22 protein-coding genes are annotated in these 22,920 nt (G+C 41.8%); 13 read left to right on the top strand and 9 right to left on the bottom strand.

Translation table 11 applies throughout. From position 1 onward, the window contains the following. The 5 genes from AC1ECB_RS09210 to AC1ECB_RS09230 all read left to right on the top strand — a co-directional run bounded on the left by AC1ECB_RS09210 (position 1) and on the right by AC1ECB_RS09230 (position 4,407). Positions 1–1,212: a bifunctional 3,4-dihydroxy-2-butanone-4-phosphate synthase/GTP cyclohydrolase II gene (locus AC1ECB_RS09210; protein WP_485668420.1), complete on the top strand. Its 1,212-nt coding sequence runs from the start codon at positions 1–3 to the stop codon at positions 1,210–1,212. A 2-nt stretch (positions 1,213–1,214) separates the two neighbouring features. Further along, positions 1,215–1,685 (top strand): 6,7-dimethyl-8-ribityllumazine synthase, encoded by a 471-nt coding sequence (gene ribH, locus AC1ECB_RS09215; RefSeq protein ID WP_485668421.1) that lies wholly within the window; start codon positions 1,215–1,217, stop codon positions 1,683–1,685. A 17-nt stretch (positions 1,686–1,702) separates the two neighbouring features. Further along, complete coding sequence (gene yfcE / locus AC1ECB_RS09220; RefSeq protein ID WP_485668422.1) at positions 1,703–2,260, top strand: phosphodiesterase; 558 nt, start codon at positions 1,703–1,705, stop codon at positions 2,258–2,260. Between the two features lie 21 nt (positions 2,261–2,281). Beyond that, the gene (hslO, locus tag AC1ECB_RS09225; RefSeq protein WP_485668423.1) at positions 2,282–3,145 is read left to right on the top strand and encodes an Hsp33 family molecular chaperone HslO; all 864 of its coding nucleotides are present in this window, start codon (positions 2,282–2,284) and stop codon (positions 3,143–3,145) included. A 434-nt stretch (positions 3,146–3,579) separates the two neighbouring features. After that, on the top strand, positions 3,580–4,407 hold the full coding sequence (locus tag AC1ECB_RS09230) for a class I SAM-dependent methyltransferase (protein ID WP_485668424.1): 828 nt from the start codon (positions 3,580–3,582) through the stop codon (positions 4,405–4,407). Positions 4,408–4,491: 84 nt separating this feature from the next. Here the strand turns inward: AC1ECB_RS09230 and AC1ECB_RS09235 are convergent, their stop codons facing one another. From AC1ECB_RS09235 to AC1ECB_RS09260, 6 genes are all read right to left on the bottom strand, one after another. Then, the gene (locus tag AC1ECB_RS09235; RefSeq protein WP_485668425.1) at positions 4,492–5,337 is read right to left on the bottom strand and encodes a 5'-3' exonuclease; all 846 of its coding nucleotides are present in this window, start codon (positions 5,335–5,337) and stop codon (positions 4,492–4,494) included. 213 nt (positions 5,338–5,550) lie between these two features. After that, positions 5,551–6,291 (bottom strand): ATP-binding protein, encoded by a 741-nt coding sequence (locus tag AC1ECB_RS09240; RefSeq protein ID WP_485666229.1) that lies wholly within the window; start codon positions 6,289–6,291, stop codon positions 5,551–5,553. Next, a complete protein-coding gene (gene istA, locus AC1ECB_RS09245) occupies positions 6,278–7,855 on the bottom strand; it encodes an IS21 family transposase (protein ID WP_485666228.1) in 1,578 nt (525 codons plus the stop codon). Before istA ends, AC1ECB_RS09240 begins: the two co-directional genes overlap by 14 nt. A 1,406-nt stretch (positions 7,856–9,261) precedes the next feature. Continuing rightward, positions 9,262–10,014, bottom strand: a complete 753-nt coding sequence (locus AC1ECB_RS09250) for a flavodoxin family protein (protein WP_485668426.1) — start codon at positions 10,012–10,014, stop codon at positions 9,262–9,264. Then, positions 10,011–10,556, bottom strand: coding sequence for a PadR family transcriptional regulator (locus AC1ECB_RS09255; protein WP_485668427.1), 546 nt, complete (start codon positions 10,554–10,556; stop codon positions 10,011–10,013). Before AC1ECB_RS09255 ends, AC1ECB_RS09250 begins: the two co-directional genes overlap by 4 nt. Positions 10,557–10,926: 370 nt before the next feature. After that, positions 10,927–12,321, bottom strand: coding sequence for an effector binding domain-containing protein (locus tag AC1ECB_RS09260; RefSeq protein ID WP_485668428.1), 1,395 nt, complete (start codon positions 12,319–12,321; stop codon positions 10,927–10,929). A 1,351-nt stretch (positions 12,322–13,672) separates the two neighbouring features. Here AC1ECB_RS09260 and AC1ECB_RS09265 point away from each other — a divergent pair. After that, entirely contained in the window at positions 13,673–13,861 is a 189-nt protein-coding gene (locus AC1ECB_RS09265; RefSeq protein ID WP_485668429.1) for a hypothetical protein, read from the top strand. Positions 13,862–14,075: 214 nt separating this feature from the next. Here the strand turns inward: AC1ECB_RS09265 and AC1ECB_RS09270 are convergent, their stop codons facing one another. Beyond that, positions 14,076–14,819 carry a transposase family protein gene (locus AC1ECB_RS09270; RefSeq protein WP_485669306.1) on the bottom strand — a complete coding sequence of 248 codons (744 nt, stop codon included), beginning with the start codon at positions 14,817–14,819 and terminating at the stop codon, positions 14,076–14,078. A gap of 134 nt (positions 14,820–14,953) precedes the next feature. On the opposite strand from AC1ECB_RS09270, the gene AC1ECB_RS09275 reads away from it, so the two are divergent. Then, a complete protein-coding gene (locus tag AC1ECB_RS09275) occupies positions 14,954–15,352 on the top strand; it encodes a hypothetical protein (protein ID WP_485668430.1) in 399 nt (132 codons plus the stop codon). Between the two features lie 205 nt (positions 15,353–15,557). Beyond that, a complete protein-coding gene (locus tag AC1ECB_RS09280; RefSeq protein WP_485668431.1) occupies positions 15,558–15,857 on the top strand; it encodes a DUF5662 family protein in 300 nt (99 codons plus the stop codon). A gap of 99 nt (positions 15,858–15,956) precedes the next feature. On the opposite strand, the gene AC1ECB_RS09285 is transcribed toward AC1ECB_RS09280, so the two are convergent. Continuing rightward, the gene (locus tag AC1ECB_RS09285) at positions 15,957–16,280 is read right to left on the bottom strand and encodes a hypothetical protein (protein ID WP_485664417.1); all 324 of its coding nucleotides are present in this window, start codon (positions 16,278–16,280) and stop codon (positions 15,957–15,959) included. A gap of 34 nt (positions 16,281–16,314) precedes the next feature. Then, a protein-coding gene (locus tag AC1ECB_RS09290) for an IS3 family transposase (protein ID WP_485669255.1) occupies positions 16,315–17,480 on the bottom strand; the annotation gives its coding sequence in 2 pieces (ribosomal slippage) (positions 16,315–17,207 and positions 17,207–17,480; 1,167 coding nt in all). Positions 17,481–17,582: 102 nt separating this feature from the next. Between AC1ECB_RS09290 and AC1ECB_RS09295 the strand changes: the two genes are divergently transcribed. The 5 genes from AC1ECB_RS09295 to AC1ECB_RS09315 all read left to right on the top strand — a co-directional run bounded on the left by AC1ECB_RS09295 (position 17,583) and on the right by AC1ECB_RS09315 (position 22,918). Beyond that, the gene (locus AC1ECB_RS09295; protein ID WP_485668432.1) at positions 17,583–18,143 is read left to right on the top strand and encodes a CBO0543 family protein; all 561 of its coding nucleotides are present in this window, start codon (positions 17,583–17,585) and stop codon (positions 18,141–18,143) included. A gap of 30 nt (positions 18,144–18,173) precedes the next feature. Next, positions 18,174–18,623 (top strand): CBO0543 family protein, encoded by a 450-nt coding sequence (locus AC1ECB_RS09300; protein ID WP_485668433.1) that lies wholly within the window; start codon positions 18,174–18,176, stop codon positions 18,621–18,623. 342 nt (positions 18,624–18,965) lie between these two features. Further along, on the top strand, positions 18,966–21,074 hold the full coding sequence (locus AC1ECB_RS09305) for an FtsK/SpoIIIE family DNA translocase (RefSeq protein WP_485669307.1): 2,109 nt from the start codon (positions 18,966–18,968) through the stop codon (positions 21,072–21,074). Between the two features lie 57 nt (positions 21,075–21,131). After that, positions 21,132–22,175 (top strand): tRNA 2-selenouridine(34) synthase MnmH, encoded by a 1,044-nt coding sequence (mnmH, locus tag AC1ECB_RS09310; RefSeq protein ID WP_485668434.1) that lies wholly within the window; start codon positions 21,132–21,134, stop codon positions 22,173–22,175. Between the two features lie 5 nt (positions 22,176–22,180). Continuing rightward, positions 22,181–22,918, top strand: a complete 738-nt coding sequence (locus tag AC1ECB_RS09315; protein WP_485668435.1) for a helix-turn-helix domain-containing protein — start codon at positions 22,181–22,183, stop codon at positions 22,916–22,918. The last annotated feature ends 2 nt before the right edge of the window (positions 22,919–22,920 follow it).

Consider the following 22,920-nt stretch of genomic DNA (forward strand, 5'->3'; position numbering starts at 1 on the left):
ATGAAATTCAATACGATTGAGGAAGCTATTGCTGATGTAAAGAATGGTAAAATGGTTGTCGTAATTGATGACGAAGACCGGGAAAATGAAGGCGATTTACTAGTAGCAGCTGAAAAAGCAACACCGGAGGTCATTAATTTTATGGCAACTCATGCCAGAGGTCTTATTTGCATGCCAGTCATCGGCAGCAGGCTGGATGAACTTGATATCGGTCAGATGGTAATGGAAAATACAGATAATCATTGCACGGCATTCACGGTATCCATTGATGCCAAAGATACAACTACCGGCATATCTGCTTACGAACGTTCGATGACAGTACAGGCTGTGTTAGACAAAAAAACAATTGCCAGTGATCTTAGACGACCTGGTCATATTTTCCCGCTCAGGTATTGCGAAGGGGGTGTACTGCGCCGCAGCGGCCATACCGAAGCTGCTGTCGATTTAGCTAAACTGGCTGGTTTATACCCGGCAGGTGTAATTTGCGAAATCATGAATGAAAATGGCACTATGGCCCGGACACCGGAGTTAATGGAGTTTGTTCAAAAACATGATTTAAAAATTATTACGATAGCCGACTTGATAAAATACCGTAAAAAGCACGAAAAATTTATCACCAGAGCGGCCGAAACCAAGCTGCCAACAAAATATGGTGACTTCAACCTGATTGCTTACGAAAGCCAGCTGGATAACCAGTGCCATATTGCACTGATTAAAGGTGATGTAACTAACAAACAAAATGTGTTAGTCAGGGTTCATTCAGAATGCCTGACAGGCGATGTTTTAGGCTCACTACGCTGTGATTGTGGTGATCAGTTGGCTCATGCCTTAAAGTGCATTGAAAAAGAAGGCTGCGGCGTCCTGCTCTATATGCGTCAGGAAGGCCGGGGTATTGGACTTGCGAACAAAATTCGGGCTTATGCACTCCAGGACAAAGGCAAAGATACTGTCGAAGCCAATGAATTGTTAGGCTTTGCCCCAGATCTTAGAGATTACGGTATTGGAGCACAAATTTTGGCAGACCTGGGTTTATCCAGTATTAGACTGTTAACGAATAATCCTCGTAAACGGGTAGGTCTTGAGGGCTATGGCTTAACCATCAGCGAACGAGTGCCACTGGAAATCCTTGCCAATAAATTTAATAACAGATATTTATCTGCCAAAAAATCCAAACTTGGACACCTATTAAAACAATATGAGGGGGCAAAATAATAATGGAAACAATAAAAACCTACGAAGGAAACTTAGTTGCCGAGGGATTAAAATTTGGTATTGTTATTGCCAGATTTAATGAGTTTATTACCAGTAAGTTGCTGGGTGGCACCTTAGACGCACTAAAGCGCCACGGCGCCAGCGTGGACAATGTGGAGATTGCCTGGGTACCAGGTGCTTTTGAAATTCCCCTTGCCGCCAAAAAAATGGCTGTAAGTAAAAAATATGATGCCGTCATTTGCTTAGGGACAGTTATCAGAGGCAGCACCAGTCATTACGACTATGTTTGTGCCGAAGTTTCCAAAGGTGTGGCCCACGTTGGTTTGGAGACCGGTGTTCCCACAATCTTCGGCATTCTTACCACCGATACCATTGAACAAGCCATTGAACGCGCTGGCACCAAAGCAGGCAATAAAGGCTTTGACGCCGCTGTTTCAGCTATTGAAATGGCCAATTTGCTCAAAGGATTATAGTTCCAGGGAGGGTTACTATGAAAATAGGCATAATCAGCGATACTCACGGTTGTCTGGAAACCTGGGAACAAGTATTTCATGCATATTTTCAGGATTCTGATCTAATCATCCATGCCGGGGATGTTCTGTATCATGGCCCGCGTAACGCCATTCCGGCTGAATATAACCCGAAGCAGCTGGCTGAGGTTCTTAACAACTGCCCGGTGCCGATTGTAACTGCCTGTGGTAACTGTGATGCCGAAGTTGACAGTATGGTGCTTAAACTGCCTATTCAATCACCGTATTCTTATCTACTGCTAAACGGCTTGCGAATTGTTGTCACTCATGGCCACAATCTTACTGATGAAGCTAAACGGGAGTTGGCAGAGCGTCTGAAGGCCAATATCTTCATTACTGGTCATACCCATATTGCCACAATGGAAAAGCTTGATGGAATTATTTATTTGAATCCAGGCTCGCCTGGCATGACCAAACGACCGGATGGTCGCGGTACCATTGCCTGGATAAATGATAATAAAGTTGAAATACTAGAGATAGCAACAGGTCAACCTCTTATTTCCGAGGTATTGGCCTAGTATCCGGAGGTTTAAGAAACTATGCACGATCACCTTATCCGGGCGACAGCGCCCGGAATTCGTGCCTTTGCGGCTATTACCACTAATTTAGTGGAAGAAGCACGGGAGCGGCATAATTGTTATCCTACAGCTACAGCTGCGCTGGGGCGCACCATGACAGGGGCATTATTATTGGCTGCTAACCTAAAAACAGCCGAAAGTATGACTGTAAGGATATCTGGCGACGGGCCGTTAAAAGAGATCGTGGCTGATGCCTATCCTGATGGCTCAGTACGTGGTTATGTCAAAAATCCCTTTGTCGATCTACCACTTAAGCAGGGTAAATGGGATGTCGGACAGGCTGTAGGGAAGGGGCACATCTATGTCACCCGGTTTGTTGGCCTCAAGCAACCCTTTACAGGCAGTGCAGAACTAGTTTCAGGCGAAATAGCGGAAGATATAACCCAGTATCTTGCCGTATCAGAACAGACGCCGTCAAGCGTTGCGTTAGGTGTTTTAATTGCCCCTGACACAACTGTAGCGGCGGCAGGCGGATTTTTTATTCAAGCATTGCCAGGTGCAGAAGAAACTGCACTGGCTCAGCTTGAAGATAATCTTCGGCAGTTGCCGCCAGTTTCCCAAATGATTAGTAGTGGCAAAGATGCTAAAGGGATCTTAGAAATGCTATTTGCCGGACTGCCAATCACCTTTTATGATTCCCTGGAACTTAAGTTTAACTGTCAATGTTCCCGGGAAAGAGTGGAAAATATGCTCATTAGTCTTGGCGCTGACGAAATTAAAGAAATGATTATTGAAGGCCAGGCAGAAGTCTGTTGTCACTTTTGCAGCGAAAAGTACCATTTTTCCGCCCAGGAACTTACTGCTATTTTGCAAGAAATCGAATAATACGCAAACAAAACCAGCGGTGTAACGTGAGGGGTGTTACTTTTGGCATTGCCCCAAAAGTAACAAAAGGTCTAGGCCCCACGCCTCCAAAAGCTGAAAAGCCGGGCGATATTCCTAAAATCCGTAAACTCGCTACGCTCAAACAGCACGGATTTTTTAACGGAATACCGCCCGGTTTTTCTCCTGCGGAACGCTTTTTCCGGCAAAGGCCGAGGGGTTACGGGAGTTCCGAGGGGTGCCGGGGTAGCACCTTATGGGGATACAATTTCTTTAAGGGGTAGCGCCAACATTTCCGACAAAACCTACGCTAAGACAAAAACCGAGTGAAATGTCAATTTTCTAAGCTATAACGAATCCTTACACATAGTGGTATAATTTGGAAATACGTTATTACGAAATAGTAGTAAATTGTGAACTAAAGATTATTTATATTAATGGAGGGTGTCGGCATAGACAAGAATTCTGATTATAGAACAAACATTATAGGTGCTGGCGAGGTTGGCTGCGCCATCTCGGTCGACATGGACAAGAATTTTGTTTATAAAACAAACAGCTTCTTTTGGGATACTAAAGGAAATGACGTTTTAGGAGCAACCTCGCTTCCTTTTTATGGAGCATTTGTCTCAGAAGAAAAATGCCAACTTTTTGGCGATGTATCAGGAAAAAAGATGCTAGAGATAGGCTGTGGAGCGGGTCATTCCTTGCAATATCAGGGGGAACGCAAAGCATCTGAACTATGGGGTATGGATATATCTGAAAAACAAATCGAAAAGACAAAGCAACATTTGAAGGCCTGCGGTCTTTCAGCAAAATTGATCTGTTCTCCCATGGAAGAAGAATGTGGCATACCATTGGATTATTTTGACTTTGTTTATTCGATTTATGCCATAGGCTGGACCACCGACCTTGAGGGTACTTTTTGCCGGATCGCTTCTTACCTTAAAAAAGACGGCGCATTTATTTTCAGTTGGTCTCATCCTATACACAAATGTGTTGTTGCAGAAAATAATATACTTGCTTTTAAAAAATGTTATTTCGATGAATCTTGGTATTCGGTATCTCTTGATGAAGGTGCGCTAACATTATCAGACCGTAAACTATCAACCTATGTGAATGCATTGGCAAAAGCGGGATTTGTCATTGAGCAAATGATTGAGCAATCTGATGATGAAATTATGCAATTGCGGGGCGATAACAACGATTTTGCCAAAAAAGCAAAGATGCTTCCGGTAACTTTTGTAGTCAAAGCAAGAAAACTGTAAGAGTACAGTATAAGCATTTTCAGTACCAAAACTACTGGGGGGTGGTATTATCCCAACGAGGCAACAAATCACTGCTTACTTAACTCATATTAAGTTGACTTTTTTTAATATATCCATAGTTTTGCTATCATAATCATTAAAACGCAACACATCTATTTCGTAAGGCATTGCGGTTAAATTAGATAGCTTTATCAATTTTATATTTGAGAATAAGATATCAGTATTATTTATTATTAGCGATTTAATAAAGCTACTTTCAATTGAATCTACACTGCTAACAATGTCTTCAATATGACCAAATCTATTAATCAAATTTTTTGCGGTTTTAGGGCCTATGCCTTTTATTCCCCGAATGTTGTCGGATGAATCACCTACTAATGATTTAAAATCAGCAAAATATTGTGGAAAGACCCCATACTTATCGAGTACGGCGGTATCATCATATATAATGGACTTTTTCCCTCTATAAACAAAGACCTTAACGTTTTTTTCAACCAGCTGCATAAAATCAGTATCATTTGATAGGATATAAATATCAAAATCATTCTTTAATTTTAATACATAACTGGCAATTACATCATCTGTTTCTATTCTTTCAGTGATTTCAAATTGCTTGATTTTAATAAAATCAAGTGCTTTTTTTATTTTGTTTAATTGAAGAAAAGGATTATCATCATCTATCGCATCGGTATAGTCTTTTCTGTTGCCTTTATATGCCGCATTCTGATCAACACGATAACTGCCTTTTTCACCGTCAAATAAAACAATTACATATGCCGCATTAACATTTTTAATAACCTTTAATAACGCGCCGATAAAACCAACTACTGCTTGAATCGCTTGACCGTTTTTACCAATAATTCTTGATGGCATACCATAAAACATCTGAAATAACAAATTATGTCCATCAACCAGTAATAAATTCTCCATATTATTCACCCACTAATTCGCTTTATTAATTTATTAAAATTTGGATTCCAGATTATGTTCCCCTTATACATCAATCTCATAGCGTATATTTGATTATTCCGCACGATTCGTACCGCGAATCGCAATTATAGATACTGTCTGTCCATGCTAAGCGTACTGGTAGTCCGCTGGTCAGTACCGCTCCGAAGAGCGGTACCCAACACAGCTTTTTTGTTACTCGTTAACCTTTACCTTGCGCATATTCAGATCGCCGGAATAAATCCGAATGGAATTATTCACAATGCGGTCAATGATCGCATCCGCATGGATTCCACCACCAAGGCGTGTGTGCCAATCCTCAATTCGATACTGCGTACAGAATACGGTGCTTCTGTCAGTATAACGACGCTCAATCAGTTCGAACAGGAAATGTTCCTGCTGGCGTGACAGATCATCGATAAGCCATTCATCCAGAATCAGGAGTGTGTAACTCTCAAACTTCTTGAGGAGTTTTGATACGCCAGTGACAGTGGTAGCGGCTTCATCATGCAGCTGTAACAGATCCGGCATCCGGATGTATCTAGTTCTGTATCCCAACCTGCAGGCAGCTTTGCCAAATGCGCAGGCTAAATAGCTCTTGCCTGATCCCGTGAAACCGTCAATAATGATATTCGTATTGGAATTCAGGAACTGACAGCTAGCAACGCCAAGTACCTTGTCCCGGTCAAGATGACGGTCTGTGTAGTAGATATCATCGACATTGGCCTGTGGGAAGCGGAACTTTGCAAGTTTCGTCAGACGTTTCACTTTGTTTGTATATTTTTCCTGGTATATATAATCAACCAGGAGCTGCATGCGTTCCTCAAAAGTGAGGGTCTGGCAGCTCTGTTGACCGGATTGGAGCTCCAGTCCACGCATCATTTCGCTCAGATTGAGTTCTTCCAGTTTGCGGCGGGTTTCCTCATTTATCATCATCGTATCCTCCATAATAAGCGGCACCGCGGACATATCCGCGCACCTCACTATTCTTTTGACGGATTTCGCTTTCTTCTTTCTGGGCAAGATAGATTTTATCTTGATTGCCGGAAAGAACGGCTTTAAGATGATGGTAACGGGGCACCCGTATACTGGACAGGACGATTTCACATGCGGTTTCCAGACGCTCTTCGGAATACGTCTTTGCCAGATGTAACACCGACAGGGCCGAATTATAGCCCTGCTCTTTTATAGTTACGCTACGGAAAATACGGTCAATGACTTCCGCCGTACTTTCTCCTATGGACGCAGCCCAGCGTTTGATGCGGTTTTCATCCATTTCAGGCTGATTGTATGCATCCGGCATATCCTCCTTGTGCGTGCTCCATCCGTTGCTCCGGTAATCGGGGAACTTTGGATGGGTGGCAATGCGCTCGTGATTGTAATAGATTTCGAGAAGCGTATCCGTGATCCGTACACTTACTTCCTTGCCGCGATAATGAAACGGGCAGGAATAATGATTTTTCCAGAACACGATATGGCAGTCAGGATAAACCTTTACCCCATGCTTCCACTCGCAGATCTCATAAGGAACTGCCGGCAGTTCATGCAGATAGGGTTTTTCCTCCACATACACGAGGTAGCGGCTGCCTTCCCGCTTCTGAAACGGCGCTTCATTCAATTCAGCCAATGCTTTGCTCACTGCAATCCTGAGTTCACCGAAGGAATGGAATTCTTCATTCCTAAGCTTTGCGATGACCGCAGTGGCAATTTTACCGACCGTCCCTTCTACAGAGGCTTTCTGCTTGGGTTTGCGGACGCCGGTAGGCATGATAGCGGTGCAGTAGTGATTGCCAAGTTCCTCATATGCGCTGTTAAGGAGGATGTCTCCTTCTTTTGGGTGTTTGATAACGCCCGTCTTGAGGTTATCGCATACAGTTCTCACAGGCACACCGCCAAAGAATTTATACATGTTGATATGGCATCTGAGCCAGGTATTCAGTTTCATATCAAGGCAGGGCTCAACATAAGAATACTGGCTGTAAGGAAGAGTCGCTACAAACAGGTAAACCTTTATGAGCTCACCAGTGTCCGGATCCATAAATTTCATGGTAGGTCCGCTCCAGTCCACTTCGCACCGGATTCCCGGCTTATGGATAAGATGATTGGTAAGCGCCTTCTCTGCAACGTATTGGCCGTAATCTTCGCAATACTTGGAGTATCCGACTGGTATTCTTCCGTTTGCTTCGCACTCGGCTTTGTATTCTTTCCAGAGAAGTTTTAAGGTAACACCTACCTTTTTGAGTTCGTCATGAACCTGATCATACGACGGTAATTCATAGAGCTGGCTTAGATCCGAGTATTTGTTGGGGAAGAACATCTGATAGACTTCATCTTCAGCCAATTCTTTAACATCGTCATAGCGGATCTGTTTCTCATCAGCGATGTGGCATACTTCGCTGACGGAGGATTTTGACATGTTTCGAGTGGCAGCAATGCTGTTCTGAGACATGTGTGCATCCCGCAGTTCCAAAATCAGTTTGACTTTGATTTTGTTTGCCATAGTGATGGTCTCCTTTATCTTAGATTTGAACCAAATGGTTCTTACTAGTAAGATAAAGGAAACCGGTATCATTGTCATGGACTGATGGTACGATTGCGGTAGATTAGGGAATCGACGTGGTGGTATCATTGCCATGGAGTGCCGGTATCATTGTGCGGATTAGCGGTACGCCACGCACGGAATATTCATATTTTCATGGGATAGTTGGGGACGTTCCTTATTTGTCACAAAATAGTTGTCTAAAAGGAACGTTTCCAGGTGTCATTACACAAGGGGAGGGGTGTTACTTTTGGCATTGCCCCAAAAGTAACAAAAGGTCTAGGCCCCAAGCCTCCAAAAGCTGAAAAGCCAGGCGATATTCCTAAAATCCGTAAACTCGCTACGCTCAAACAGTACGGATTTTTTAACGGAATATCGCCCGGCTTTTCTCCTGCGGAACGCTTTTTCCAGCAAAGGCCGGGGGTTACGGGAGTTGCGAGGGGTGCCGGGGTATCACCTTATGGGGGCAAATTTCTTTAAGGCAAGGGGTGGCGTTACTATCTTAGAGGTTGAAGATAGTTGGGACGTATAAGTAAGATGTAATGAAAGCAAGGACGATAGTTGGGGATGTTCCTTTTTGGGGATAGTTGGGGACGTTCCTTATTTGTCACAAAATAGTTTTCTAAAAGGAACGTTTCCAGGTGTCATTACACAAGGGGAGGGGTTTTACTTTTGGCATTGCCCCAAAAGTAACAAAAGGTCTAGGCCCCACGCCTCCAAAAGCTGAAAAGCCGGGCGATATTCCTAAAATCCGTAAACTCGCTATGCTCAAACAGCACGAAATAGACAAAGGGACGGTGGAAGTGTCCGGAAATGACAAAATTAGTGACCAGGACAATCCCTGTCCCCTTGCTGCTTTTTGAAGTCGTTGCCTGCTGAAATGGTGAAACGCGGCGCAGATACAAAAAGGATAGACTTCATAATATTCTATGAAAGTGTGTAAAAAAGATTTATATTATGTGTTCGTTTTATAAGATGAAACAAAATTAATATTAATGATCATCCGATAAAAATGACACAAATTGTCGAGTGATTATTATTTGAATAATATATGATTGAACTGGGGGTGAAAAGATGGACTGGGTTAAGCAGTTGAATGAGGCAATAAACTACATAGAGGAAAATATTCCGCGAAAAATATCTTATGAAACTATTTCAAGAATTGCAGGATGTTCTGTTTATAATTTTCAAAGAATGTTCTGATGTTCCTTTTTGTCACAACGTCCTGATGTCACGCATTGCTGGTAAAAGTCCACAACCCCTTGAAGTATATGGGGTTGCAGGCATTTTATGAATCTGACACAATGTCATTGTGTCAGATTCGCAAGCTATAAAAGGAATGTATAAAAAATGGTTTAGTACTTTTATTAAAGTTCACTATGAAGCTGCTTTTCCAACATTGTATCAATACGCCGATTATATTCTTGAATATATATTTCATCGGGAATAAGGCTCCGATCTAGCAATTTTTCAGTTTCTATCGCTAACCTCATGTCTGTAACAATTTCCATACCTGCTCTTTCTAAAATTTGCAGGTAGTTAGCAATAATAGGCTGAAACTGTTTGTCTTGAACCGTTAGGAGTGGGCCTTGGGTAGTATAAATCTCCCCAATTATTTCTGTATGCATAGTAAATGCCATTCTTTGAATCCAGTGTGAAATCACTTGGAATTGTGATCTTCCTGGGAGAGCACAATTGGCTATCATCACTAGTTTCGGTGATGGCAAATCTTTTTTTTCATGTCGATATTCTCCCGGCGCATCTTTCTGAATGTGCCGAATACTTCCATTCATTATTCTTCTGTCCATAAAGCTTTTTAATATTCCAGAAATGTTATTGCAATATAGTGGTGTTGCCAAGACAAGAATATCCGTTCCTTCAGAAAAGGAAAGTATTTCGGCCATATCATCTTTAATCATGCATTGGCCAAAAACATTTTGGCCAATGCTATTAGATTTGCAAGATAAACAACCTTTACAATATTTAATATCCTTTTCTGCCAAAAAGACGTTGACGATTTCACTACCTGCTTCTTTTGCTCCTTTTAAAAAGGCGGTAACCATTACATTAGTATTGCTATTTTTACCTTTGGGACTCCCATTGATAGCTACAATTTTCATTGTTTTATCATCCCCTCATTTTGCATGGCGCAGTTATTTTCTATCGTTTTTAAATATTGCTGAAACCAATTAATCATAAACTGATAAGAATCCAGTCCATATTGCAAAGTTGACAGCTTGAAGTAATCTGCCTTCAATATTGCCCGTGCTTCAAGTTTTACTAAAATGGATTTACGTTCAGCTAACAGCTCAATAAACTGAGTAACTAAAAATAGAACTTTATCCATGGTTAGGTACTTAAAAAAATATATTTTAATTAAATACTCATGGCGAGAGGGGTGTATAATTAGTGGCTCTTCCAACCATCTTATAAATTTTTGTTTTCCTACATCAAGGATTCGATAAAGTTTCTTAAACTTTCCGTCTACGATAGTTTCCGTTGAAGTGATCAATCCCGCTGCTTGTAGACGTTTTAGTGCAGGATAAATACTACCAAAACTAGCATCGTAAAAATTTGATGTACTCATGGTAATTTTTTGTTTAAAATCATAACCACTCATATCCGTTTCCATTAAAAAACCTAAAATAATGTACTCGATCATATTAAAATTACCTTTCGTTATAATATCAATTAAATATATATCAACTTGATATACATTATACTAAAAAAATTATCCATTGTAAATACATTCCAATATCAATCCAATCGACAAAAAAGAGAATCTTACATTACTACTTTAACGTACTTTATTCACTTATAAACAACCCATAAACAAGCCTGTGATATCCATGAGATAGTTTGTCTTGATGTCGAACAGGATGTAGCTGCAGTGCAGGGAAGGGGCACATCTATGTCACCCGCTAATCCTTTACGGAATGGGAACGTTTTTTATCCTTACTTGAGTTTGAACTGTCTCTATAGACGGCGTTAATTCAGGTGGAGTAGATTCTCCACTTGAAACTCGAATGTTTTTATATTTTCACTATAGGTATGTAAATATCATATTCCGGATATTCAATCATCATTCTGTGGCGCTGAAAATATTCAAATACGAATCCGGTATCATTGTAACTAAATTCTGATACTGGCAGCCATTTGTTGAAAATATACCAATATAAAGATGGGATTTTCGTCATATTGAATTTATTGCGCATCGGGCTTACGTAAGTAAAAACAGCATATTTTGATGCAGGAAGCACTTGGAATACCATGCCTTCTGGAAGAGGAGCGTTTTCTTTTGTGCTAAATCCTGCAATATAGCTGTAATCGCCCTCGCATTTAGGGAAAGGAAGAAATACTCCATATCCACCGGAACAATCTTGGATATCGCGGATTTTTCGGTATTCTTTTTTGTTAAATCGGTCCCAAAGTTTAGCAACAGTAAAGTTTATAACGTTGTCTTGTGAATTGGTATCAGATTTTAGTCCGATAATAGTAAGCGAATCCATTTGAATAATTTTTGGACTGGTACTTGCTGCAGACTGGACTTCTGCTTTTTTGCTCAGTACTGACTTCTTATATATGGGCATATATAAGTCTATTTTGGTTTTGCCGTTAATACCTTCATCGTTGTCCGGTAAACACTCTTCCAGACATTGATGGGAACCATAGTCATAACGACTGTTCTTGAGCCACCTCTGAAAACGTTCCCAAGCACTCTCAATCTGCTCCAGGCGGGTACTCATAACAGCATAGTGGCCGCCGGAAAAGGTTTTCACTTTTACCACGGAATTTTGATACTGACTTATATTTTCATTTCTATCGAAGGCAAACCATGTCTCATATTTATGTTCCTCGCCAAATTTGCCATTATCAAAGCCAAAAATCCTAAACCCTTTTTGGTTAAATTGATTATCTTTCAGCCATTTAAAAAGAGCCTTTTGTGAATCATCTTCCGCATTGTAGCCACATCCTACGAAATATGCCACTTCCATAGGTGGAAGCTCTTTGATGATTTTAATATCAGGATATTGTTCCATTTCTTCCGGTGACAACAAAAAAATATTATCCATAAGATTAATCCTTTCCAAAACTCTAATATGGTTCCTTGCCTTCCGGAAATCAGCCGGACTTATGCAAAATTCGCGTTTGAATGCTCTTGAAAAGCTTTCTGGAGAATCAAACTGGTATTCCAGCGAGATATCAACAATTCTTTTTGAAGTTGCAAGAATCTCTAGGGAAGCATTACTAAGACGTCGTCGACGAATATAATCTTTAATGCTGTGCCCAGTAAAGGCATAAAATAACCTATAATAATTGGCAATTGACATATAGGCTTTGGAAGCCACAAGTTCAAGTGGAAGACCGGATTTCAAATTATCTTCGATAAAATTAATAGATCTTTGAATCCGTTCATAATAATTCATCTAATCCCTCCTTGTCAAGAATACTTTAGCATAACTGGCCTCGGAGTACCTGACTTTTTTTATCAAAATAAAAGCGAAAACGTGAAAAATAAAAGGTAAAGGTGAACGAAAGCTCACCCGCCTTTGTTGGCCTCAAGCAATCCTTTACAGGCAGTTCAGAACTAGATTCAGGCGATTATTGAAGCCAGGCAGAAGTCTGTTGTCATTTTTGCAGCGAAAAGTATCAATTTTCCGCTCAGGAACTTACTGCTATTTTGCAAGAAATCGGATAATAAGCAAACAAAAACCAGAAGGGACGATAGTTGGGGACGTTCCTTTTTTGTCACAATATAGTTGTCTAAAGGAACGTCCCCGATGTCATTACACAAGGAGAGGGGTTTTACTTTTGGCATTGCCCCAAAAGTAACAAAAGGTCTAGGCCCAAAGCCTCCAAAAGCTGAAAAGCCGGGCGATATTCCTAAAATCCGTAAACTCGCTACGCTCAAACAGTACGGATTTTTTAACGGAATACCGCCCGGCTTTTCTCCTGCGGAACGCTTTTTCCAGCAAAGGCCGGGGAGGTTACGGGAGTTACGAGGGTTGCAGCGGGCACCACCTTATGGGGACACGATTCCTTTTAGGCTATACTTTTAGTGCAATAATTGCGGTATCAGATCCCCAACTAGGCCTATTATTGATGATACCGAGGCAACATTGATATAAGAGCGATAGTTGGGCGTTTCTGTGCGCCAAGAAGCGCACAGAGTATAGCGGGTGGGAATACCGCCTGAGAAGGCTTAGCCAGCCACTCAGTATCTAGCCTTGCGACTGAAGCGGTAACGCCAGGTCTAAGCGTAGGCAAGAAAGGTAGTAGGCCGAAAGCGAAAGCTGAAGATGTAGAGCCCCGAAATCCCCAAATGGGTAGGTCGATGCCTTAGAAACAGCAGAAGACAACACTGAGTTTAGCGATAAAAGGCAAGCTAAATTCAGCTCCCCGGGGTCAAAGGTCTTGGCATGCTACACATCATTACTCTGTGTGAACTTGGGAGACCCTGCCGCCCTCTAACGAGAGTATGGCGGACAAGTCGAAGACGAGGAGGCCAAATAGACGGCAGGGAGTCGGAATGTGCTATACTACTGAGGATGCAGGGTAATGCCTGCGGAGGGAAGGGCGCTACGAAGCAGTGATCTTGAAAGGGAAACAATGCTGCACTGGAGGCAGAGAAACCATTGGGAACTAAACTAACAAGGATAGCCGAATTAGCCAAACAGCGACCAAAAGTCAAATTGCAAACCCTGTGCTATTGACGAAGAAAGCCTGAAAGCCGCTCACTAGGCGCTAGGAGCAGATAAAGCACTAGGCGTAGATGGAATGAGCAAAGAAGAATATGGTAAGCAGTTAGAAGAAAACATCAGCGATCTTCTGGGAAGAATGAAACGGCAAGCGTTTAAACCACAACCTGTCAAGCGAGTCTATATCCCAAAAGGAAACGGCAAGATGCGTCCGCTAGGTATCCCCATAGTGATTTCATACTGCACCTCCTCGTATAATACTCAGTAAGAAAAGAATTCAGCATTGATGCAAAAACCGCTACTAGTTGTGACACATTTTCTGAACCAACCAGAGAAGCTAAAGTAGAAGCGGACATGATATTCCCTCCTCTTAATATAGAGTCTTAGGGGGTCAGTCCTTTACACGACGAAGAAATAAATTCAGATTGATTATTGTTAATTCCCCAATACAAACACGCTTTTCTATTGATGTCTAAGTATGATTAATATGAACCAGGCTTTTTGACGCTATTACTAGAAATATGAAACGTTTTTCCATGGAGAGAAATTCTTTTATTGCATTGTTTTGCCAACCATTCCCCGGTTAGATGGTTTAACTCATCTGCATCAACCGCCTGTAAGGTCCTGCGAATTGTAGGTTCGCTCGGTGCGATGTAAATCTTCTTATCTTCATCAAACCGACATCCAAACCGTTTCAATAATGACTGCGGTAATTTGGCGGCCCATTCTCCCATCGCAATGAAGCTACAGTTACCGGCCAGTTTCGCACATACTCCGATTGCCAGTACTGAAATGAGAGAATGGCGAATTCCTCGTGCCTTTCGTGGGTCAATTAATTTCATTAAAACGTCAAATAATCCTTGTTTACCCTCAATTGATACTAGGTTCAAGTCGATTATTGTTTTCTGTTCTCCAGTCAGTACTGGAGGCAAGAAAGAGGAAGAGAGCAAGGACGCAGCTTGCGAATGCAATGGATATACATATACTGTTTTTGAATGACCATGCAGAAAATACTTTCCGCCATTTCGGCCAAATCCTCGCGTTATCCCAAGCTTCACCCAGTTAGATGCTTGATAACAAGTACCAGTAAATCGTTGATGGTTAATAAATGTTTCCGCCACTATCACTGGGTGACCGTGTATGTTTGTCCAATCTTGCGACAGTCGTTTGAGATTCAGTGACAATATCTTGGAAGCTAAATTTTTGATGTGAAATTCCGGTAAAATGAGAAAATGTTGCGAAGCTTTGCATAAGGGGGCATCTGTAGTCCGTTATTGGCGAACGTGGCCTTGCATGGGCTAGAAACAGACATTGAAGCAGCACTCCCTACCCAAAAAAGGATAAACGGGTAGACGCTTCATTGGAAATTCAGATGTTGTGGGCCTGGGCGAAGCGACGGCATCCTAAGAAATCAAGACACTGGATATATGAACGATATTGGATTAGAAACAAGGGGACACTAGTATTCAAAGACAAAGACTCCCCGCCCTTGTTTGGTCATAAAGAGACTCCAATTCATCGTCATATAAAGGTAAAGGGGATGCGCAGCCCGTTTGATGGGGACTGGCTATACTGGGCAACGCGAATGGGCAGATATCCGGGACTCGATAAAAAGGTTGCCGAGGCGTTGAAGAAACAACAAGGTAAATGCGCCGTGTGCGGCCTTTACTTCATTGAATTGGATTTGCCGAATACCGTGACAAATGCGCAAAAGGATCACCCAACAACGTACTGGTTAACACATAGTCACTGCCAATAAAGAAGTACCAATAATTTGGCCAAATAACTGAGGAGCCGGATGACGAAAAATTGTCACGTCCGGTTCTGGAGCCGAGCCGGAGGGGCAACCTTTCCGGCTTAGGTAGCGGGGGCCGCCGTGAGGTAGGCCTCTACTCTACTTTCCGTCAACTTTGTTGACAAAAAGGAAACGTCCCCGCTGACATCCCTGTCCCCGCTGACACCCCTTGATTAGGAGTTGGTTTGAACATTATCGAAAAAACCCTCATCATTGGCAATGGTGGATTACTTTTTTAGATACTGGAAGTATGGTAACACTACCAATGTCTGACGAATATAGAAGAGAAATGCTGGCTGACTGGTTAGCTGTCTCAAGATTGCCTGACCGGTTAGATGTGATTCCTTGGTACTTACAAAACAAAGATAAAATTATTTTGCATCCGGAAACAAGGGAGTGGATCGAAACTAAATTAGGTATATATCGTACACTTCTTGGCTCACGGGACGTTCCCCAATGGTTAGTTTAGTAGTGTTAAAAAGTCACTTTTAACGCATAATATGGGGCGTCCCCCGCAAAATAGACAGGAAAAACCCAAGAATTTCTCAATATCTCAAAGCCATGCTCATTATTTCAACAAAGTCACTAACTTTTTTCGTATCGACGCGATAATTTTCCTGATTTCGCTACGACTCATCCCGGCTAAATCGAGATCAAATTCTATGTCGTCTACGAATATGTCGCCCATGGCCCAAATGTCCGACTTCTTTATCGTCCAACCTTTGATAAACTTGTGCTTGGGAGGCGATCCGGCCTGACGATAAGATTCAAGTAGCTTGAAATCAAACGCCGTATCGGTTTTGAGCTTGCGTTTTATTGTTCGTATAAACATGATAACAACCTCTTGTGAAATATAGTCACTACAGCCGATGTTTATAGTCACTACAATCATCAGTCTCTACATTCGCAATGTTTTGCACAATTGCCTACGCCGCCAAGGCGATTGAATAATATTCTTCCGGAGTTAGATAGCCGTTGGTTTCATGCAAGCGCTGTCGGTTGTAAAATATTTCAACATATTCAAAGACGGCAGCTCTTGCCTCATCTCTTGTCTTAAACCGATGCTCATTGAGCCATTCGTATTTCATTTTCCCCCAGAATGACTCCATTGGCGCGTTGTCCCAGCAGTTTCCCTTCCGCGACATACTGCAAGTGAACTTATATCTTTTCAGCAGCTTTTGGTAGTCGTGGGAGCAGTACTGGCTGCCTCGATCCGAATGAAGTAATACGTTTTCTGGCCGGCCCACCCGAAAATAAGCGCTCTTCAAAGCGTTTATCACTAGTTCTTTCGTCATTCTATCCCCCATAGATAAGCCTACTATCTTCTGTCCGCAAAGATCCATTATTCCAGCAACATATAGCCAACCTTCCTCAGTCCATACATAGGTAATATCGCTTACCATCTTCTGATTAGGTTTTTCTGCTGTGAACTCACGATTTAAGAGGTTTTCAGCTACCGGCAGGGTATGGTTAGAATTCGTAGTGGCCTTAAACTTCCTGGCTACTTTCGAGCGGATTCCTTCTTGTTTCATGATTCGTTCGACCCGCTTATGGTTTACATGATTGCCGAGTCGTCGTAGTTCCCGGGTCATCTTCCGGCTGCCACAGGTCCGATTCTTTCTTTCATGAATTTCTTTGATTTTTTCAGCTAATGCTTGATTTTCAAGCGTTCTATTGCTTGCCGGGCGTTTTTCCCATGCGTAATAAGCGCTTCTTGCAACAAAGAGCACTTCACATAGCTTCGCTACCCGATATTCATGGCGGTGTTCTGCGATAAACTCGAACCTTTTTACTTGAGGTTCTTGGCGAAGTACTGCGCCGCCTTTTTTAAAATCTCATTTTCCTCCCGCAGCTCACGAATTTCTCGTTCCAGCTTACGCATCTTTTCATCATCGTCGCTGAGCTTGCCGCTGCCGGGAAAAGGATTTACCGGTTTTTCACGGTGCCGCTTTATCCATCCGTGCATCGTATTTTCATTAACCCCAAGATCAGCAGCCACTTTAGCGACCGATTCACCCGTCTGCTCCAATCGTCGAATTGCTTCCATCTTATATTCTGCGCTGTACTTCTTAGCTTGCTTCATCTTTTCTATCCCCTCTCTGATATCAGTATACTATGTGTTTCTACTGTCCATCAAACGGGGTACGCGGCAATATTTAAGTCTACTTTTCAGAAAAGGCGGTGCTATCTTTCAATGGGTTTATATCCATCTAATGAGCAGCTAGCAGAAATGGAAAGGCTACTAACCAAAGCACGAGTGGAGAACTGGATAGGGGAGGATTTTGGCTCTTGGCGATGGTGGGTTCTTGTTATGTTGCTCATTGTGCCTTGGTTAATTTGGTATAAACTTGCCAACAAGAAACACCTTCGTCATTTGGCTTTTTTCGGAATGATAGTGATGGTATTTACAATTACGCTGGATGAACTTGGGTTCGTACTATCCTTGTGGCATTATCCAGTAGATGTTATCCCGATGTTCCCCCGGCTTACTTCGGTAGACTACACGGTAGTGCCAATTGTTTTTACGCTGCTATACCAATACTTCACTACCTGGAGGAGTTTTTTCTGGGCGTTAGTTGCTACATCTGCAATATTTTCATTTATAATAGAGCCGCTTATAGTATTGATGGGATTTTACCAACTTCTAAAATGGACATACTGGGCCTCGTTTATCATTTATATTATTATGGGACTACTTTCAAGATGGATAGTTAGAATGTTTGCTGATATTGAGCAAAAAAATAGCAATCCTTAAAAACTATGACTCGTATGTGGAGTTGATTTTGTGCTTTTTTGGTATATTCGCTTTGTCTTAGAATGGACTATATGGCTTATTTTTGCAGATAAAAAACGTTGGCGTGAGTTATTTCCCGTGGGCTTTATTGCGGGCTTATATGGGGCTACCACAGATACCATTACTCAGTATTACCCACTATGGAAATACGATGATAATATTTCGCCGATTCCCCACCTGGTAAATACATGGGGAATATATATAGTAGTCGTGTATTTATTTCTGCAGTGGCTTCCATCAAAAAAGACGTTTGGGCGAATGTTTGTTTATTGGTTTCTTTGGACCAGTGCAACAATATCTATAGAATGGTTTCATGTACATACGGGACATATGACATATCATTTATGGTGGAAGATACATTGGTCTTACCTTGCAGATTGGGTATTATTTTTAATGTTTTATCTTTACTATAAGATATTTGAGTTTGAAAGAATGAGGTAGCAAGTCTGATACTAAATAATTGTATAACCATAAGCGGTCATTCTTATCGCGGTTCATATTTTGGTGAACCGGTGAGAGCATAATACAAAGTAGCGCCTTTCCCGGTTACCCCAATATCAATAACTTTGCCCCTGGCGTAGTGCCGGGGGCTTATTTTTCAGCGATGTTTTCAGTATCATGCGAACACTTGTCCATGGTGAAGGCAGTTGTTATGAATAAGTGAATAAAATAAAGGGATTTTTACCATTACGTAGAACAAGATAATGTTAGAGGTGGTATGTTTTGCCTAAGTGGTTGACCCATTTAACTCCTGAATTACGGCATGAATTGTTGGGTATTACCATGGTTACAGGAGGAATTTTAGCGTTAATCAGCTTGATCGGTCTAAATGTTGGGCCGTTTGGGTTATTTTTAGCCAAGATACTCAAATATACTTTTGGAATAGGTGCTGTAGCTGTACCTTTAGTATTTTTTATTGTTGGACTGAAGTATATTGTGGCAAAGAGTCCAATTGTTTATTCAGTTAAGTTTTGGGGTTTTCTGCTTTTATATTTTGTGGTTTTAGCGATTTATCATCATATTAGAATTCCTGTTGGTCAGGAAATAATGCCTGATAGTTTGGTGACAGGCGGGGGATTAACCGGCGGGATGGCACTTTTTTCCTTGCGTAAACTACTGGGTGTACATGGCTCAATTATTGTGCTCTCAGCATTGCTGCTTTGCTCAATTCTGATGACTACAACCTGGTCGCTGGCAGAAACGCTATTAAATGCCAAAGACAAGGCCGTAGAGAGTATGTCTTCAGCGAAGGAAGCCATTGCTGCGTCGGCAGAAACAATTTTTTCCGAGCAAGAAGAGGAAAAGGATCTGCCGGTATTTTACGATCAACAGCGTGATGATAAGCTTGAATTGGCGATACAAAAGTACCCCCAAGAGAGCATTATTCCTGATAATAATCAAGATCCAGTTATGCAGCAGTCGCAACGGCAGTCATTTACAGTAACTAAAGAGGGTATTACTGATAGTAATACCGACTATCAGTTACCGCCTGTGTCATTATTAAAAAAACCTAATCGTCCACGTGTAACCAAAATGCCTAAAGAAGTTGCCGATAACGCCCGGATACTTGAACAGACGCTTGATAGCTTTGGAGTTAGTGCCAGGGTTATTAATACTTGTCAGGGACCGACAGTTACCCGTTATGAATTGGAACCTGCTCCAGGTGTAAAAGTAAGTAAAATAGTAAACCTGGCAGATGACTTATCACTAAAACTGGCATCTTCAGGGGTGCGGATTGAAGCTCCTATTCCAGGTAAAGCAGCGATTGGCATTGAAGTGCCAAATAAAGAATTATCTGGCGTTGCAATGCGGGAGGTATTGGAAACCAATGAGTTTCAACGTGCGTCTTCCAGTTTGACCGTGGCGTTAGGGAAAGATATTGCCGGGCAGCCAATTGTTACAGACTTAGGGAAGATGCCGCATTTATTAGTAGCTGGTGCAACCGGATCAGGAAAAAGCGTTTGTATCAATACGTTGATTACAAGTATATTATTTAAAGCCCGGCCAGACGAAGTAAAATTGGTGCTTATTGATCCCAAGATGGTGGAACTGTCAAATTATAATGGTATTCCACATTTACTTACTCCGGTAGTAACTGATTCGAAGAAAGCAGCCTCAGCTTTAAACTGGGCGGTCCAGGAAATGGAACGTCGCTATGAAGTTTTTGCTACTACGGGAGTGCGGGATATTACCCGCTATAATGAACTGCATAATGATGGGCGACTGCCATTGATTTTGATTATAATTGATGAACTTGCTGACTTAATGATGGTAGCGCCTGTTGATGTTGAAGATGCTATTTGTCGATTGGCACAAAAAGCAAGGGCAGCGGGATTGCATTTAGTTCTTGCTACACAGCGTCCTTCTGTAGATGTCATTACAGGAACTATCAAGGCCAATGTGCCTTCTCGTATTTCCTTTGCTGTTTCATCGCAGGTTGATTCACGAACTATCTTAGATATGGCTGGAGCTGAAAAACTGTTAGGAAAGGGTGATATGCTGTTTTATCCTGTTGGAGCTTCTAAGCCTATCAGGGTACAGGGGGCTTTTATTGCCGACACTGAGGTTGAAGATTTAGTAGTCTATATCAAAGAACAGGCTATACCCGAATATAATGATGGTGTAACTACTGTTGAAACTGCGGTCGCCGGTAAAGAAGATCTAACTCATTTTGAGGATGAACTTTTAGAAGAGGCTGTGCGCATGGTGCTTGAGACAGGTCAGGCTTCCGTATCCATGTTACAACGCAAATTCCGCATCGGCTATACACGTGCTGCAAGGCTAATTGATACTATGGAAGAAATGAAAATCGTTGGTCCTAATATTGGGAGTAAAGCACGAGAAATAATTATGACAACAGAACAAGTTTATTCAAGATATTTTAAAAAATAAATTGCTTTTATGCTTACAGCATTTTACGACAGGGCAGAATAGTAGTGGTGAATTATATTGTATATAGTAATTAAAGTAGCGGAAGCTGTAACCTTAGATAAAACGATTTTTATAGACGTGCGTTCACCGGCAGAATATGCAGGTGGGCATATTCCTGGTGCCGTGAACATACCGATATTTAACGATGAGGAACGGGCTCAAATTGGAACTATTTATAGGCAAGTGAGTGTCGAAGATGCTAAGCATCTAGGCCTGTCATTTGTTTCTACAAAGTTGCCGGATATCATTGAGCAAATTCGCCAGTTTACTAAAGCGGAACGAAAGGTTATCGTGTATTGCTGGCGGGGGGGAATGCGTTCTAAATCAATAGTAAGTGTGCTGGAAATGATGGAAATTCCAGCCTCACAGCTAATTGGCGGATATAAAGCGTATCGTCAATATGTTTTGGACAGATTAAAACAGTTTGAAGTTAAACCAAAGATAATAGTACTATGTGGTTCAACGGGAACTGGAAAAACCTTGCTTATAAAGCAATTGGCTAAACGCAATATCCCGGTAATTGACCTGGAGAATTTAGCTAATCATAGAGGATCAGTTTTTGGTCAAATCGGTTTAGGCAGGTCGGCAACAGCGCAAAATTTTGATGCAAATCTGCTTAAAGAACTTGATGCGCTAAATAATCAGCCTTATATAGTCGTTGAATGTGAAAGCAAACGTATTGGTAATGTATATCTACCTGAATGTCTATTTAACGCTATGCAGCAGGGCCCCAAATTACTGGTATCTGTCAGCATTGAAGTAAGGGTAGATAGATTGATAGCAGAGTATCTGGATATCTACAATGATAATGCAGAAGCGATAATCAGTAGTATTGCGTCATTACGCCGACGCCTTGGCAATAAGAAAACCGATAAGTTGATCGATGAATTTAAAGCAGGACAGATTCGAGTGGTTGTTGAGACTTTGCTCGTAGAATATTATGATCCAATGTACGGTTATGAGAAGTCAGATCTTGCAGACTATGATGGAGCAGTAAGTGCTAATAATTTGGAACAGGCAACAGAATTGATAATCCAATACTTACAACAGTTGGGGAGGTAGTTATTTTGCAAACAGTAGGGGAATTTTTGCGCGCTGAACGTTTAAAAAAAGCCCTGTCAATTAAAGATGTTGAAAGTGCTATAAGCATTAGAGCGCTATATCTTAACGCTATTGAAGAAGGTGACTATGACATTGTCCCCGGTGAAGTATATTTAAAGGGTTTTATCCGCAATTATGCTACCTTTTTGGGACTTGACCCGCATACGGCAATAGACTTATATTCCCAAAATAAAGCGCAGACAAATGAGGATATCATTGCAGAGAAGCAGCAGGAAGTAATACCAGTCAGTTCAACCCCACGTAGAGTTAGTGGCGGCGGAGGCTTTAAAAAAATGCTTACTGTAGTAGCATCTATGGCAGGTGTCCTTATAGTGGGTGGGTTAATCTGGTGGTCGTCAGAGAGTCAACAACCTGCTCCTCCGGTTCCACCACCGGCTGTAACCCCACCACCGGCGCCGGCGGTTCAGCCGGGTACTCCGGCAACTCCGGCAGCCAAAGTGATTGTAACTGCTAAATATAGTGCTCAGTGTTGGACGCAAATAATAGCAGACGGTAAGGAAATATATGAAGGTACTCCTAAAAGTGGCGAATCAATAACTTGGGAAGCCGCGAATAAACTATCAGTCAAATTTGGCAATGCCGGTGTTGTTGATGTAGTATACAACGGCAGCCCTGTGGGTAAAATTGGTGGTAATGGTGAAGTAGTGGTCAAAACGTTTACACTGACCGGAATTACAAAATAGGA

Source organism: Sporomusa sp. 246TCP1 (assembly GCF_057319775.1).

Excerpts from the sequence above, each read along its gene's own strand:
- AC1ECB_RS09210 (WP_485668420.1), top strand. The coding sequence starts at position 1 with ATGAAATTCAATACGATTGAGGAAGCTATTGCTGATGTAAAGAATGGT.
- ribH (WP_485668421.1), top strand. The coding sequence starts at position 1,215 with ATGGAAACAATAAAAACCTACGAAGGAAACTTAGTTGCCGAGGGATTA.
- yfcE (WP_485668422.1), top strand. The coding sequence starts at position 1,703 with ATGAAAATAGGCATAATCAGCGATACTCACGGTTGTCTGGAAACCTGG.
- hslO (WP_485668423.1), top strand. The coding sequence starts at position 2,282 with ATGCACGATCACCTTATCCGGGCGACAGCGCCCGGAATTCGTGCCTTT.
- AC1ECB_RS09230 (WP_485668424.1), top strand. The coding sequence starts at position 3,580 with ATGGAGGGTGTCGGCATAGACAAGAATTCTGATTATAGAACAAACATT.
- AC1ECB_RS09235 (WP_485668425.1), bottom strand. The coding sequence starts at position 5,337 with ATGGAGAATTTATTACTGGTTGATGGACATAATTTGTTATTTCAGATG.
- AC1ECB_RS09240 (WP_485666229.1), bottom strand. The coding sequence starts at position 6,291 with ATGATGATAAATGAGGAAACCCGCCGCAAACTGGAAGAACTCAATCTG.
- istA (WP_485666228.1), bottom strand. The coding sequence starts at position 7,855 with ATGGCAAACAAAATCAAAGTCAAACTGATTTTGGAACTGCGGGATGCA.
- AC1ECB_RS09250 (WP_485668426.1), bottom strand. The coding sequence starts at position 10,014 with ATGAAAATTGTAGCTATCAATGGGAGTCCCAAAGGTAAAAATAGCAAT.
- AC1ECB_RS09255 (WP_485668427.1), bottom strand. The coding sequence starts at position 10,556 with ATGATCGAGTACATTATTTTAGGTTTTTTAATGGAAACGGATATGAGT.
- AC1ECB_RS09260 (WP_485668428.1), bottom strand. The coding sequence starts at position 12,321 with ATGAATTATTATGAACGGATTCAAAGATCTATTAATTTTATCGAAGAT.
- AC1ECB_RS09265 (WP_485668429.1), top strand. The coding sequence starts at position 13,673 with ATGAGCAAAGAAGAATATGGTAAGCAGTTAGAAGAAAACATCAGCGAT.
- AC1ECB_RS09285 (WP_485664417.1), bottom strand. The coding sequence starts at position 16,280 with ATGATTGTAGTGACTATAAACATCGGCTGTAGTGACTATATTTCACAA.
- AC1ECB_RS09295 (WP_485668432.1), top strand. The coding sequence starts at position 17,583 with ATGGGTTTATATCCATCTAATGAGCAGCTAGCAGAAATGGAAAGGCTA.
- AC1ECB_RS09305 (WP_485669307.1), top strand. The coding sequence starts at position 18,966 with ATGGTTACAGGAGGAATTTTAGCGTTAATCAGCTTGATCGGTCTAAAT.